This window comes from Streptomyces sp. NPDC087901, from assembly GCF_044742205.1.
Lineage (GTDB): Bacteria > Actinomycetota > Actinomycetes > Streptomycetales > Streptomycetaceae > Streptomyces.
Genome location: NZ_JBIUUC010000005.1, coordinates 556,219 through 569,490, shown reverse-complemented (window position 1 = coordinate 569,490; position 13,272 = coordinate 556,219). Strand labels below are relative to the sequence as shown.

The 13,272-nt window shown below is 67.3% G+C and carries 10 protein-coding genes; 7 read left to right on the top strand and 3 right to left on the bottom strand.

Annotated features, from left to right (window positions below; translation table 11 throughout):
• Window positions 1-2: 2 nt before the first annotated feature.
• Together ACIOEW_RS19645 and ACIOEW_RS19640 are read right to left on the bottom strand one after the other, a co-directional pair.
• Window positions 3-1,013: a LacI family DNA-binding transcriptional regulator gene (locus tag ACIOEW_RS19645; protein ID WP_362554505.1), complete on the bottom strand. Its 1,011-nt coding sequence runs from the start codon at window positions 1,011-1,013 to the stop codon at window positions 3-5.
• A 99-nt stretch (window positions 1,014-1,112) separates the two neighbouring features.
• Window positions 1,113-2,159: a LacI family DNA-binding transcriptional regulator gene (locus ACIOEW_RS19640; RefSeq protein WP_362554507.1), complete on the bottom strand. Its 1,047-nt coding sequence runs from the start codon at window positions 2,157-2,159 to the stop codon at window positions 1,113-1,115.
• A 254-nt stretch (window positions 2,160-2,413) separates the two neighbouring features.
• Between ACIOEW_RS19640 and ACIOEW_RS19635 the strand changes: the two genes are divergently transcribed.
• From ACIOEW_RS19635 to ACIOEW_RS19620, 4 genes are all read left to right on the top strand, one after another.
• On the top strand, window positions 2,414-3,730 hold the full coding sequence (locus ACIOEW_RS19635) for an extracellular solute-binding protein (RefSeq protein WP_362554509.1): 1,317 nt from the start codon (window positions 2,414-2,416) through the stop codon (window positions 3,728-3,730).
• 90 nt (window positions 3,731-3,820) lie between these two features.
• A complete protein-coding gene (locus ACIOEW_RS19630; protein ID WP_362554511.1) occupies window positions 3,821-4,705 on the top strand; it encodes a sugar ABC transporter permease in 885 nt (294 codons plus the stop codon).
• A gap of 4 nt (window positions 4,706-4,709) precedes the next feature.
• The gene (locus ACIOEW_RS19625; protein WP_401964886.1) at window positions 4,710-5,618 is read left to right on the top strand and encodes a carbohydrate ABC transporter permease; all 909 of its coding nucleotides are present in this window, start codon (window positions 4,710-4,712) and stop codon (window positions 5,616-5,618) included.
• A gap of 81 nt (window positions 5,619-5,699) precedes the next feature.
• The gene (locus ACIOEW_RS19620; RefSeq protein ID WP_362554515.1) at window positions 5,700-8,270 is read left to right on the top strand and encodes a family 78 glycoside hydrolase catalytic domain; all 2,571 of its coding nucleotides are present in this window, start codon (window positions 5,700-5,702) and stop codon (window positions 8,268-8,270) included.
• A gap of 436 nt (window positions 8,271-8,706) precedes the next feature.
• On the opposite strand, the gene ACIOEW_RS19615 is transcribed toward ACIOEW_RS19620, so the two are convergent.
• Entirely contained in the window at window positions 8,707-9,102 is a 396-nt protein-coding gene (locus ACIOEW_RS19615) for a hypothetical protein (RefSeq protein ID WP_401964884.1), read from the bottom strand.
• On the opposite strand from ACIOEW_RS19615, the gene ACIOEW_RS19610 reads away from it, so the two are divergent.
• The 3 genes from ACIOEW_RS19610 to ACIOEW_RS19600 all read left to right on the top strand — a co-directional run bounded on the left by ACIOEW_RS19610 (window position 9,087) and on the right by ACIOEW_RS19600 (window position 12,810).
• Window positions 9,087-11,555: a glycoside hydrolase family 3 protein gene (locus tag ACIOEW_RS19610; protein WP_401964883.1), complete on the top strand. Its 2,469-nt coding sequence runs from the start codon at window positions 9,087-9,089 to the stop codon at window positions 11,553-11,555. The genes ACIOEW_RS19615 and ACIOEW_RS19610 overlap by 16 nt on opposite strands.
• Window positions 11,556-11,877: 322 nt before the next feature.
• Window positions 11,878-12,153, top strand: coding sequence for a hypothetical protein (locus ACIOEW_RS19605; protein WP_401964882.1), 276 nt, complete (start codon window positions 11,878-11,880; stop codon window positions 12,151-12,153).
• A 54-nt stretch (window positions 12,154-12,207) separates the two neighbouring features.
• Window positions 12,208-12,810, top strand: coding sequence for a site-specific integrase (locus tag ACIOEW_RS19600; protein ID WP_401964880.1), 603 nt, complete (start codon window positions 12,208-12,210; stop codon window positions 12,808-12,810).
• Window positions 12,811-13,272: the final 462 nt, after the last annotated feature.

Sequence of the window (13,272 nt, the reverse complement as noted above, 5' to 3'; positions counted from 1 at the left end):
GGTCACCGCGCCGGCGCTGCCAAGGTGGACCGGCGCACAACCAGTTCCGGCTGCAGGACGACGTGGACATGCCCGTGAACGGCGTTGTGCGCCGTGTCCTCGATGAGCAGGCGGCCGGCCTGCCGCCCCATGGCGACGACCGGCCGCCGCACCGTGGTCAGCGGCACGACGGCGGACGCTGCGAAGTCGAGGTCGCCGTAGCCGACCAACGCGATGTCGCCAGGCACCCTCAGTCCGGCCTCGTACAGGGCCTGCATCACTCCGAGAGCGAGCAGATCGTCGGCGCAGAACACGGCGGTCGGCCGTTCCGCCAGGCCGAGGATGCGCTGACCGGCGTCTTTGCCCGCGCCCACCGTCAGGGCTGGGCACGAGAGCTCATGCAGGGAGTCCGAGGGGAGCCCGGCCCGGCCGATGGCGCGGCGTGCACCTGTGCGCCGGTCCCGCATCGGCGCGAGCTCGTAGGGACCGCCGACGTGCACAACAGACCGGTGCCCTTGCCCGAGCAGGTGACGGACTGCCGCGTGACCCCCGGCGACATCATCGATTCCCACGGAGCACGCAGCCGGTTCGAGCGCGTATTGGTCGGCCATGACGAAGGGCAGCGCATGCCGACGCAACGCAGCCGCGGTTCGGACTGCTCCGTCGCCCGAAACCAGCACGGTTCCGCGGATCCGGTGCGCGGCGATCAGGGCGAGGTGCCGACCGTCCGCCGCCGCCTCGCGGGCGCCGGTGCACACCATGACGCCGAGGTCGGCCTCGCGTGCGGCCTGCTCGACGCCGGTGGCCAGCGCCGTGAAATACGGATCCGCCCCGTTCAGCCCCAGGACGGCGATGACACGGGAGGCCAGACCGTCCACCTGCTGTGCGCCTTGGGCGCGTACGTATCCGATCGAGCCGATCACGTCGAGGACGCGCCTGCGGGTGGCCTCGGCGACGACCTCCGGGTGGTTGAGGACGTTCGAGACGGTGCCGAGCGACACACCGGCCTCGCGCGCAACGTCCTTGACACCCACCTTGCGACGCGCCCTGCCGTCTCGAGCCGTCCTTGTGTCCAGCCCATGTGCCGGTGTGTTCACGAGAGGAATGGTTGTGGGCAGTTGGTGGGCCATGGTTCAAGGGCTCACGGGGGCTGCGGTGGTGCTGCGTTGCACGAGGCGTGGGGTCATCGTCGTCTGCATGGACCGGTCCCGCCTGCCCTCCACGCGCTCGATGAGCATGCGGGCGGCGGTGGAGCCCATGGTGTGTCCCGCCTGATCGACGCTGCTGAGCTGGACGGTGGCCAGGGCGGCGAGAGCGGTGTTGTTGTAGCCGACGAGCGAGAGGTCCTCGGGGATGCGAAGGCCCAGTTCGTGGGCCGCCCGGTAGATGCCCAGGGCTGCGACATCGGCACCTGTCATGACGGCGGTCGGCGGTCGTTCCATGGTCAGCAGGGTCATTCCGGCCTTGAAGCCGCCCTCGTCGGAGTACGCGGCGTGGTGAACCCGCACGTGCTCGGTGAGGCCGTGCCGTTCCATGGCCGCGCGGTAGCCGCCCGCCAGGACGACCTCCGGTGTGCGCTTCCACTGATTGGCCTTGGTACCGGGGGCCGCGACGAGGGCGATGTCCCGGTGTCCGAGTGCCACCAGATGGTCCACCACCAGGCCCGCGCCGATGTCGTCCGCGTCGACCACCGAGTCGTGGGTGTCGGTTGCGTCGTGGTGACCGATGACGACGGTCGGCGTGGACGCCGCCGTTGCCAGCACCTCGGCGCGCGAGGTGCCCGGAGCGATGAGGATCAAGCCGTCCATCTGGCGGTCGACCATGGAACGGATGGTTTTCGCCTGTTCGTCGGGGTCGAAGCCGGCCGCGCCGATCAGCACGGTGTACTCGCTGGTGCGGAGCTCCTCCTGGATGCCGTCGAGGATGTCCGCGAAGAAGGCGTTACGGACGTTGTCCAGGAGCACGCCGATCGTGTACGTCCGCCCCCGCATCCCGCGTGCCGCCGCCTGCGGCCGGTAGTCCAGTTCGGCGATGGCCGCCCGCACCTTCTCCTGCATGCCGGGGCTCACGCCGTAGGCGTTGCGCAGCACCTTGGAGACCGCGGCGACGGACACGCCGGCGTGCCGGGCGACGTCGGTGATGGTCACGCGCTTGTTCTGCTTGGGTTCGGCCCCGCCCATCGCCAGTACTCCAGATTTCGTAAGTGTGAGTGTAACGGTCTACATAATGACCTCTGGATGGCTGCAAGGCTACAGGGTTGGGCATTGGTGTTACGGCTCTGTGTCTTGACGGATACCTGCGAGCGGTGCAGGGTGTTGCCCACTTCGTGGTGGAGAACGTTACACACAACTGTCTGCGCGGTTGGGCTCGCTTCCCTCCCTCAGCGCCGCTCGTCGTTCCTCGCCCCTTCTCTCAAAGACCTCCGGGAGTCTCCGTGTCCCTTCGCATGCCCCACGCCCGTCGTGCGCGTCTGAGCCTGCTCACGGCCGCCACTGCCTCACTGGCACTGGTCACCACCGCCTGCGGCGGTAGCGGCTCCGGTTCCTCGGCCGCACCCAAAGAGTTCAGCTACCTGAGCGTCACTGAGAACACCACCGTGAAGACCGCCCTGACCACCATGTCCAAGGGCGCGTGCAAGGCGGCGAACGACGCTCTGCCGCTGAAGGTGGAGACCGTGCCGCAGACGAGCCTCGATCAGAAGCTGCAGCTGCTGGCTGGCCAGGATGCGCTGCCGGTGCAGTTCGCCGCAGGCAACGCCCCTGCGCTCACTCAGCAGTTGGCGAAGTCGGGCAAGGTGGCTGACCTGGCGAAGGAGCTCAAGTCTCTCGGCGTTCTCGATCAACTGGAGCCGGCCGCCGTCTCCACGATCAAGGCGCTGTACGGCGGCAAGCTGCAGGTGCTGCCGTACGAGTACAACATCGAGGGCATCTTCTACAACAAGAAGCTCTTCCAGGAGAGCGCCATAGCCATTCCGGGGACCTGGGACGAGTTGGTGGCTGCCGCGGCGAAGCTGGACGCCAAGAACGTTCAGCCGTTCTCCGCCTCCGGACAGCAGGGGTGGCCCGTCACCCGCCTGCTGAGCACCTACCTCTACCGCAGCCTGGGGCCCGACGCCCTTCAGAAGGTTGCCGACGGCAAGGCGAAGCTGACCGACCCGGAGTACGTGAAGGCCGCCGAGGAGATCGCCGGCCTCGGCAAGAAGGGCTACTTCGGCAAGGGCGTCGGTTCCATCGACTACGACACCGCGATGAACCAGTTCCTCAACGGCAAGGCCGCCATGTTCTACATGGGCAACTGGGCACTGGCGAACATCTCGGACGAGAAGCAGAACAAGGTCGGTGCGGAGAACGTCGGCTTCATGCCGTTCCCCGCCGTGTCCGGCGGCAAGGGTTCCATTGACCAGTACCCCTCCAACGTCGGCCTCGGCATCACGCTCGGTGCGAAGTCCTTCGACGAGAAGACCGGTGACTGGGTCTCCTGCATCGCCAAGAACTACGGCAGCACCGCGCTCAAGGACCACGGTTCCATCTCCGGTTTCAAGGTGAACACCGAGGTGATGGACGCCAACGACGTCACCACGCAGGTGCGCAAGACGATCAGTGGGTCGAAGCAGAACGTCCTGTGGTTCGAGGCCCTGTTCAGCACCAAGGCCACCACCGTCAGCCAGACCAACGCGGCCGGCCTGGTCACCGGGAGCATGAAGCCCGAGGCGTTCATGCAGACCGTCCAGGACGCGCTGACCGCCAAGTGACCCACCGGGGGCGGCCGGGGCCTCCCCGCACGGACCGCCCCCGGCTCCGTCCCGACGGTCTCTTCAACGGAAACGAAGTGGACACCATCCATGCACCGCGTACTCGGTGACCGCAGGGCCATCGCGATCCTGCTCGGCCCCGCCCTTCTCGTCTACTCACTGATCATGCTGGTCCCCATCGTCTGGTCCCTCGGGTACTCCTTCACCAAGGGCAACACCATCGAGGGATTCACCGGCAACGGGGTCGCCAACTTCTCCCGTCTGTTCGACGACCCGGCCGTCCGCGACGCACTGTGGTTCACCCTCAAATACGCGGCGCTCGTCACGGTCGGCCAGGTCGTTGCCGGCTACCTCCTGGCCCTGCTGTACGTCTTCTTCCTCAAGAAGTCCTCCGCGCTGATCCGCACGCTGGCCTTCTTCCCGGTCGTGCTGCCCACAGTCGCGGTGGGCCTGCTCTTCCAGAAGTTCTTCCAGGTCGCCCCGCAGACAGGCCCGGTCAACTCCCTGCTCAACGCGGTCGGACTCGACTCCATCGACTTCTTCGGCAGCGCGGGCAGCGCGTTCTGGGTTCTGATCGTCATGGACATCTGGCGCTCCATGGGCTTCTACGCTGTCCTGCTCTTCGCGGGCCTGGTCGACATCCCCGACGAAGTCCTCGAATCGGCGCGTCTGGACGGAGCGTCGGGGCTGCGGCTGATCCGGCACATCGTGCTGCCGCTGTCCCTGCCCGTACTGATGTCGTCGCTGATCTTCAGCATCAACGGGACGCTCAAGGTCTTCGACTCCGTCGTCGCCCTCACCAACGGCGGGCCGGGCAGCGGCACCACCCCACTGACCCTGTACATGTTCCAGACGTCGTTCACCTACAGCGACTACGGATACGGCAGCACCATCGCCCTGCTGCTGACCGTGGTGTGCCTGCTGGTGAGCCTGGCCGTCTACCGCGTCTCACGGCGCGACATCACGGAGGGCTGAGTTCATGGCCATCGACACACCGGTGAAGACCTCCGCAGGCCGCTGGGGCCGAGGACCGTCCACTGCCGCCGGTCCGGCCCGGCGGGCCCGGGCACCACGCCGGCTGTGGGTGAAGATCGTCGTCACCCTGCTGCTGGTCGTCGAGATCTACCCGCTGATCTGGATGCTCCTGACGTCCCTGAAGTCCAACGACGACTACCTCAACAACTCCACCTGGAGCCTGCCCACTACATGGGAGTGGGGCAACTACACCGAGGCATGGACCACCGGCCATCTCGGGCTGTACGTCCAGAACAGCGTCCTCGCAGTCCTGCCCGCCCTGGCGCTCATGCTGCTCCTGGGCACGGCCGCGGGATTCGCTCTGCAGATCATGGTGTGGAAGGGCCGCAGCCTCACCCTGCTGGTCTTCCTCGCAGGCATGATGGTGCCCCCGCAGATGATCCTCCTGCCGCTGTTCACGGTGTACTACCAGACCGGCCTGTCCGGCACGCTGTGGCCGTTGACCCTCACCTACACCGGCACGGGTCTGCCCCTGACCGTCTTCATGATGGCCACGTACTACCGGACCGTTCCCCGCGAACTGTTCGAAGCGGCCGCCATCGACGGCGCAGGAATCCTGCGCGCCTTCTGGACCATCAGCGTGCCCATGGTCCGCAACGCCCTGCTCACCGTCGGCCTGGTGCAGTTCTTCTTCATCTGGAACGACCTGCTCATCGCGCTGACCTTCACCAACAACCAGGACCTGCGCACCATTCAGGTCGGTCTGCTCAACTTCACCGGTGACTTCGGTGCCACACAGTACGGGCCGCTGTTCGCCGCGATCTGCATCAACGTCTTCGGCACCCTCCTGATCTACCTCTTCCTCAACCAGAAGGTCATGAAGGGCCTGACCTCGGGAGCGGTCAAGGGCTGAGACCGGCTGCCCGCAGCCCGCTCGCCCCGCTCCCGCGCACGTGAAGAAAGGCTTTCCTTGCTCCCCCCTCAGCCCTGCCCGGTGTCCTTCGAGCACCTTCCGGACGGCCTCGGCATAGGCGTCCCCACCCCCCGTCTGACGTGGACGCTGCCGGCAGGCGGCGGGCCCCAGGAGGCGTACGAACTCGAAGTCGCCCGAGCCGGCCGCACCGACCGTACCGGTCGCATAGCCGCACCAGACCAGGTGCTTGTGGCCTGGCCAGGTGATCCGCTGAACTCCCGCGAACATGCGACCGTCCGCGTCCGCGTCTGGACGACGGGGGCGAGCGAGCCCTCGCGCTGGAGCCCCCCGAGCGTGGTCGAGGCGGGCCTGCTCGACGCCGCCGACTGGCAGGCAGTCCCGGTGGGCGCCGACTGGCCCGAGGACCCCGAGGCCGCCCGCCGCCCGGCCCGCGTCCGCAAGGACTTCCGGACCGACCGGACGGTGGCACACGCCCGTCTCTACATCACCGCACACGGCCTGTACGAGGCCGAGATCAACGGACGCCGTGTCGGCGACGAGACCCTGGCTCCGGGCTGGACCGTCTACCCGCACCGTCTGCGCTACCGCACGCACGACGTCACCAGCCACCTCTCCGAAGGCGCCAACACCATCGGCGCATGGCTCGGCGACGGCTGGTACCGCGGCAAGTACGGTTTCGACGGCGGCACCCGCAATATCTACGGCACCGACCAATCCCTCATCGCCCAGCTGGAGGTGACGTACGACGACGGCACCACGGTCACGATCGCCACGGACCGGACCTGGAGCGCCGCGCCCGGGCCGATCCTGACCAGCGGACTGTACGAGGGCGAGACGTTCGACGCCCGACTGCACGATCCCGACTGGGCCACCCCGTCCGGCGTCGCCGCGGGGAAGTGGACGCCTGTCCGTACCGGCAGTCGCGACATGGGTACTCTCGTCGCCCCGCAGGGACCCCCGGTGCGCTGCACCGAGGACATCACCCCGGTCACCATGACCCGCACCGGCGATGATCGCCATCTGCTCGACTTCGGCCAGAACCTGGTGGGCCGGCTGCGAGTCACCCTTGACGGCCCGGCCGGCACCGCCATCACCCTCCGGCACGCCGAAGTCCTGGAGAAGGGGGGACTGGCCACACGGCCGTTGCGCGAGGCGTACGCCGAGGACACTCTGATCCTCACCGGACGGGGACCTCTCACCTGGGAACCACGCTTCACTCTCCACGGCTTCCGCTACGCAGAAGTCAGCGGCTGGGCGGCAGACCTGACCGCCGAGATGGTGACCGCCCGCGTGTACCACACCGACATGCGGCGCACCGGCTGGTTCGAGTGCAGCGACCCGCTGGTCAACCGCCTCCACGAGAACGTCGTGTGGAGCATGCGCGGCAACTTCGTGGACATTCCCACCGACTGCCCACAGCGCGACGAGCGCCTCGGCTGGACCGGTGACATCCAAGTCTTCGCCCCCACCGCGAGCTACCTGTACGACTGCTCCGGCATGCTCGACTCCTGGCTCACCGATGTCGGCCTGGAGCAACTGCCCGACGGCACCATCCCCTGGTACGTACCCGTCATCCCCGGCGAGCCGATGTGGACGCCGATCCACCCGGGTGCCGCCTGGGGGGACGTGGCCACGCTCACACCGTGGACGCTCTACCGGCGCTTCGGGGACCTGGACCTCCTGCGCCGGCACTACCCCATGGCCAAGGCATGGGTCGACCTCGTGGACGGCCTGGCCGGCCCGACCCGCCTATGGGACACGGGCTTCCAGCTGGGGGACTGGCTCGACCCGGCCGCACCACCCGACGATCCGGCCGCTGGTCGCACCGACCGCTATCTCGTCGCCACCGCCTACTTCGCCCACTCCGCCCGCCACCTCGCCCTGACGGCCGCCGCGTTGGGAGACGGCACGGACGCCCAGCGCTACAGCGCCCTGGCCGACGAGGTGGCCGATGCCTTCCGCCGCCGGTACCTGCTCCCCTCGGGACACATGACGAGCGACAGCCCCACCGCCTACGCCGTCGCGCTCTCCTTCGACCTGCTGACCCCGCAGCAGAGAAAGCCGGCCGGGGACCGCCTGGCCCAATTGATCGTCGACGACGGCGCCCGCATCGCCACCGGCTTCGTCGGCACCCCGCTGATCTGCGACGCCCTCACGGACACCGGGCACCTCGACATCGCCTACCGACTGCTCCTACAGACCCAGTGCCCCTCCTGGCTGTACACCGTGACCATGGGCGCCACGACAATCTGGGAGCGCTGGGACAGCCTCCGTCCCGACGGCACCCTCAACCCCGGGGGCATGACCTCCTTCAACCACTACGCCCTCGGCGCCGTCGCCGACTGGCTCCACCGCGTGGTCGGTGGAATCACCGCCGCCGCACCGGGCTACCGAAAAATCGTCTTCCGGCCGCGTCCGGGGGGCGGTATCACGTGGGCCCGCACCCGCCACGAGACCCCGTACGGCACGGCGTCCCTTTCGTGGGAACAGACCCCCGAGGGCCTGACAGCCCACATCGCTGTACCGGAGGGGTGCGAGGCAACCGCGGAACTGCCCGGCTGCACGCCGATCGCCCTGGGGCCGGGCGAGCACGTCCTCGACACGACTGAACTCGCGGTGAAGGTCGCCTGAACGCGTAATAACTCGGCAGCTTCAGCAATCCGGCGCGCGCTCGAACGTGCCGGCTTTGCTGTTTCCGGGCTCGTCGAACTCTTCCCTAATCCACCCTATGGATGGCATCTATCCGTAGGGTGGATTAGGGGAGTCCACGCGATTCAGTTGAAAATTCAAATCGATTTCAAGAGAAAGGATTTTGTCTGTCCGGGGGTGAGATTCTTGAGGTAAGTGCTTCACGAGGGTTGACCTGAAAGGGTGAGAGGTAATAGTTTCCATTTCGTTGGCTGAAGCATTTCGCGAGCCCATCCCTATCGGCATCCCCACTTCGACAGACTGGGGTCGGCTGAGCACCTGACTGCTCGGTCGGCCTCGCCCCCCTGGCGCCCCTTGGAAAGCTGGCGCCATCGCTCGGGGAACCGCTGCGGACAAAAGATTCATTGCCCGCTACCTGTCACGCGTTGTTCGCAAGGATCAGGCGAGGTGTATGCGGACTGGCAAGTGCGGCACCTGTATCCGGCGCGCGCCCAATATCAAGGAACTGGTCGAACGTCAGGAGGTCGGCACCATCGCACCCTTCACAGATCCACTGGAACTCAACCCTCAGCCCCAGCAGAATTAGGTCGCCCGGATCCAGAAACTGCTCTCCGGCCGCACCGCACTGATATCGACGGTGCCGCGCCCGAATAGACCTATCAGGATGGATAGGTCGCCGGTGCACGCGCACCGAAGCGCGGCCCGGATCGCCCCCGATTCCCTCATGTGCAGCACCCCACTGCATTGCGCTCACCAGGCGCTTTTTTGTCCTGCCCGATTCCTCATGGAAGAGCCGCCATGAATCGTCGAACATTTCTCTCAGCCGCCGTCTTCACCGCCCTGGCCTCCGGCATCCCACCGGTCGTCGCCGCGTCGCGCCGCTCCGCGGCCCCGGACACCAGGGCCGTCGCCCTCCTGTCCAGGATGACCGTCGCGCAGAAGGAGGCCCTCATCCGCTGCGACTTCGCCGCCCTGAGTTCTCTCGGCATACCAGCCCTGACGATGGTGGACGCCTCGGCCGGACTGCGCGGGGAGGCCGGCGTGACGGCGTTTCCCGTGCCCCTCGCACAGGCCGCGACCTTCGACACCGAACTTGCCGGGCAGCTCGGGCAGGCACTGGGCTCCGAAGGGCGCGCCAAGGGCTACAACAACCTGCTGGGCCCCACCGTCGACACCGCCCGCACCTGGCACTTCGGCCGGCAGGCCGAAAGTATGGGGGAGGACCCCTACCTGTCCGGCACGCTGGGCACAGCGCTCACCCGGCGCATCCAGGAACAGCATGTCGTGGCCACCCTCAAGCACTTCAGTGCCTATACCCAGGAAGTCAACCGCTTCTTCGTCGACGCCCAAATCCCCGACCGCGCGCTGCACGAGATCTACCACGCCGCTTTCGAGCGCATCATCGAGGCCGTGCCCGTCACCTCGGTCATGATGGCCTACCCCAAGATCAACGGCACGTTCGCCACCCAGAGCCCCGCCCTCTTCAACGACCTCAAGCAGACCATCGGCCTTCAGGGCTACACCGTTCCCGACTTCTGGGCCGGCGACGACCCGGTTGGAGCTGTCAAGGCAGGCATGGACCTCGGCGGACTGGGCCCGGGCGGCGTCAAGATTCCCACCGGCGGCCTCACGGACGGCAGCGTCCCCACCTCCCGCCTGGACGACGCAGCCCTCCGCATCCTCAACACCATGTTCGTCAACGGCCTCTTCGACCACCCCCTACCGGTGCCCGCAGCGAACGTCAGCACCCAGGAGCACCAGGACCTCGCCCACAATCTCGCCGTCAACTCGACCGTCCTGCTCACCAACCGCAGCCAGACGCTCCCGCTGACCTCCGCCATCAAGTCACTGGCGGTGATCGGAGCGGCCGACACCACCGCCTTGACCGGTGTATCCGGTTCCACCTATGTGAACCCCGGGACCTGGTCCACTCCGCTGGCGGCGATCAAGAACCGGGCAGGTGCCGCAGTCACCGTCACCTATCGGCCAGGATCCGTCGGAGACCTCCCCCTCACCCCCGTCCCGGCCACGGTGCTGCGCACCTCCTCCGGTGCAGCAGGGCTGACAGGCAGCTTCTATGCCGGAACCCAGCCGACCGGCACACCCGTCGCCACACAGGTCAGTGCCGGCATCGACTTCACCAGTGCCCCAGTGGCGGATCTGCCTGCGGTCTGGTCGGCTCGCTGGAGCGGCACCCTCACACCGAGCGCCACAGGTCTGCACCGCTTCTCGCTGCTGCCCGCAGGCACCACCAAGCTCATCATCAACGGCAAGACGGTCATCTCGGGCTCGCGTCACAGCCGGCAGTTCTTCCTCGGGCCGTACGACTACCCGCTCCAGGGCGCCACCGACCTCACAGCCGGGCAGGCAGCGAACATCAGCGTCGAATACACCAACAGCACCGCCGACACCGGCACCAGCGGCCTGACCCTCGGCTGGCAGCCGAAGTCCCTCATACCGGATGCAGTCGCCGCAGCACGGACCAGCGATGCCGCGGTCGTCGTTGTCAACCGGGTCGCGGGAGAGGACATGGACCACGGCTCCCTCGACCTGCCGGGAGACCAGAACAAGCTCATCGCCGACGTCGCCGCAGCCAACCCCCGCACCATCGTCGTCCTGAACACCGACGGTCCCGTCGCCATGCCGTGGATCAACGAGGTCGAAGCCGTGGTCCAGCTCTGGTACGCCGGACGCGCCACCGGAACCGCCCTCGCCGCCATCCTTTTCGGAGACGCCGACCCCTCAGGCCGTCTACCGGTCACTTTCCCCGCTTCCGCGTCCCAGGGACCAGGCGCGACACCTGACACCTACCCCGGCAACGGCCCCGCCGTCTCCCACAGCGAAGGTCACCTGGTCGGCTACCGCTACTACGATGCGAAGAACCAGAGCCCGCTCTTCCCCTTCGGCCACGGCCTCTCCTACACCACCTTCAACCTCGGCTCCCTGGAAACGTCCTACAGCACAGGCAGTAAAACGCTCACCGCAGCCGTCACCCTCACCAACTCCGGAACCCGCGAAGGCACCGAAGTCGTGCAGCTCTACGCGGGGCTGCCTGTCGGCGCCCAGGCCGAGCCACGGCGACTGATCGGCTTCCGCAAGGTCACGCTTGCTCCCGGTGCAAGCACGCGGGTCACCTTCAGCGTTTCTGCCCGCGACCTGTCGGTGTGGACTGCTGGCGCCTGGAAGCTCACCCCCGGCTCCTACACCATCCACGCCGGCCGGTCCTCACGCAGCTTGTCTGTACAGCGCCTTGTCACCGTCAGCTGAGCCGATCGAATTTCGCCGAGGGGTGCCACAGAGCGTCACGTTCTGCCCCAAGGCGTGCCGCAGAGCCGGCGGGTCGCCGTTCCGCGCGTAGCAGTGAACCCGCGCTGAGCTACACGCGTGGGTGAGGTTGAGCGTCGTATTGCGGAGTGGCGACGCGGAGTGTCGCCCGCATCGTCGGTGTTCCGGATTGTGTCGGGGCCTGCGGTTCCGTGTGGCCCCTCGCGAGGGCGGTCGGCATGACTGCGACGGGCAAGCTCTCGCTTCGCGAGGTGGTACGTAGCAGACGATCCCCGGTTACCGAAACCGGGGATCTTCCTGAGTATTGAGGGTGTTCGCACTCGGCTGTGCTTGGCAGCGGAGCCGTGGCGGATTTCAGCTTCAGGAGCTCACCGAGGGCGATGTCGAGGCGTGGATGCTGTGGGCGCTTCGGGAGGGCCGGGTACGCGACACGAAGGCCGGGCCCGGGTTGGGGGTCACCTCGGTGGAGATGTCCCTCACGCGGCTGAAGGAGGCCCTCAACCGGGCCGTGGCACGGCGCCTGGTCGCGGTGAATGTCGCCCAGGAAGTGACGATCCCCCGGAAGGGTACGCACGGCTGAGCGGCGGGCCAAGGCGGAGGTGCGCCCTGGAGTGGCGCGGAGGTCCGTGCCTTCGTGCTTGCCGTGAAGGACCACCGGCTGTACGCCCCCTTCCTCCTCTCGCTGATGGGTCTGCGGCCGGCGGAGGTGTGCGGCATGCGCTGGGCAGATCTGGATCTGGACCGAGCCACCCTGGCCGTTGCCAACACCCGCACATTGATGGGGAACACGACCGTGGTGGAGAAGGACACGAAGTCGCTGGCCGGCGAGCGGAGCCTTCCACTTCCCGATCCCGTCGGAGAAGCCCTCAGGAGCTTCAAGGACCGGCAAGCAGCCGAGAGGCCGGCTGCGGGGCAGGCGTACGAGGACAGCGGGTATGTGCTGGTGGACGAGCTCGGGGCGCCGCTCGAGGTGCGGCGGTTGCGCGAGGAGGCGTACAAGGTCATGGCCGGTAACGCGCTGCGGCGGGTGCGTTTGTACGACGCCCGTGCGAGTTGCTTCACCTACCTGGCGAACCATGGGGTTCCTGACCACCTTCTCGCGCGGTGGGCGGGGCACGCCGACGTCAGGACGACGAAGCGCTGGTACGTGAAGCCGGACGTTGAGGATCTTCGTTCTGCGGCGGATGTCTGGAGTGGTCTGACCGGTCATCCGACCCCTGTCGTGAGAGAAATGTGAGACGTGGGAGCGTGGTCGGGTGAGTGAGACGACTACGAACACCCTGCAATACCGCTTTGACGGGCCGGAAGACGCTCCAGTCCTGATCCTGGGCCCTTCCCTCGCGACAACATGGCACAGGTAGGCAGTACCGTCTTCTGGCGTCCACGTGGTCCAGTTCGACGCTGTTCACGCGGGTTTGGTCTCGGTGGTCGAGGTGCGTCGACGTTGTTGATGACACGGACGTGACAGATGTTGACCCCCGTCGGCCTGCGGGGCCGCTGGCGCGGTGCTGGTCGGCCGCAGCCTGGGAGTTGTGACTGAGCCACCTGAGTTGGCGCCGTTCGCCAACCAGATGCCCAGTTCTGGTCTTCCGTGGAATCGGCGCCCGAGGTCGATCCGGCTTGGCGCGGGCCGCTGGGTACGGAGTTGCGTGCTGGTTTCGGGTGGCCCGGTCGGGGTGCGGGGGAGATGGCGTCGGTG

Coding starts and splice junctions, on each gene's coding strand:
- ACIOEW_RS19610 (WP_401964883.1), top strand. CDS start 9,087: ATGAATCGTCGAACATTTCTCTCAGCCGCCGTCTTCACCGCCCTGGCC.
- ACIOEW_RS19615 (WP_401964884.1), bottom strand. CDS start 9,102: ATGTTCGACGATTCATGGCGGCTCTTCCATGAGGAATCGGGCAGGACA.
- ACIOEW_RS19630 (WP_362554511.1), top strand. CDS start 3,821: ATGCACCGCGTACTCGGTGACCGCAGGGCCATCGCGATCCTGCTCGGC.
- ACIOEW_RS19640 (WP_362554507.1), bottom strand. CDS start 2,159: ATGGGCGGGGCCGAACCCAAGCAGAACAAGCGCGTGACCATCACCGAC.
- ACIOEW_RS19625 (WP_401964886.1), top strand. CDS start 4,710: ATGGCCATCGACACACCGGTGAAGACCTCCGCAGGCCGCTGGGGCCGA.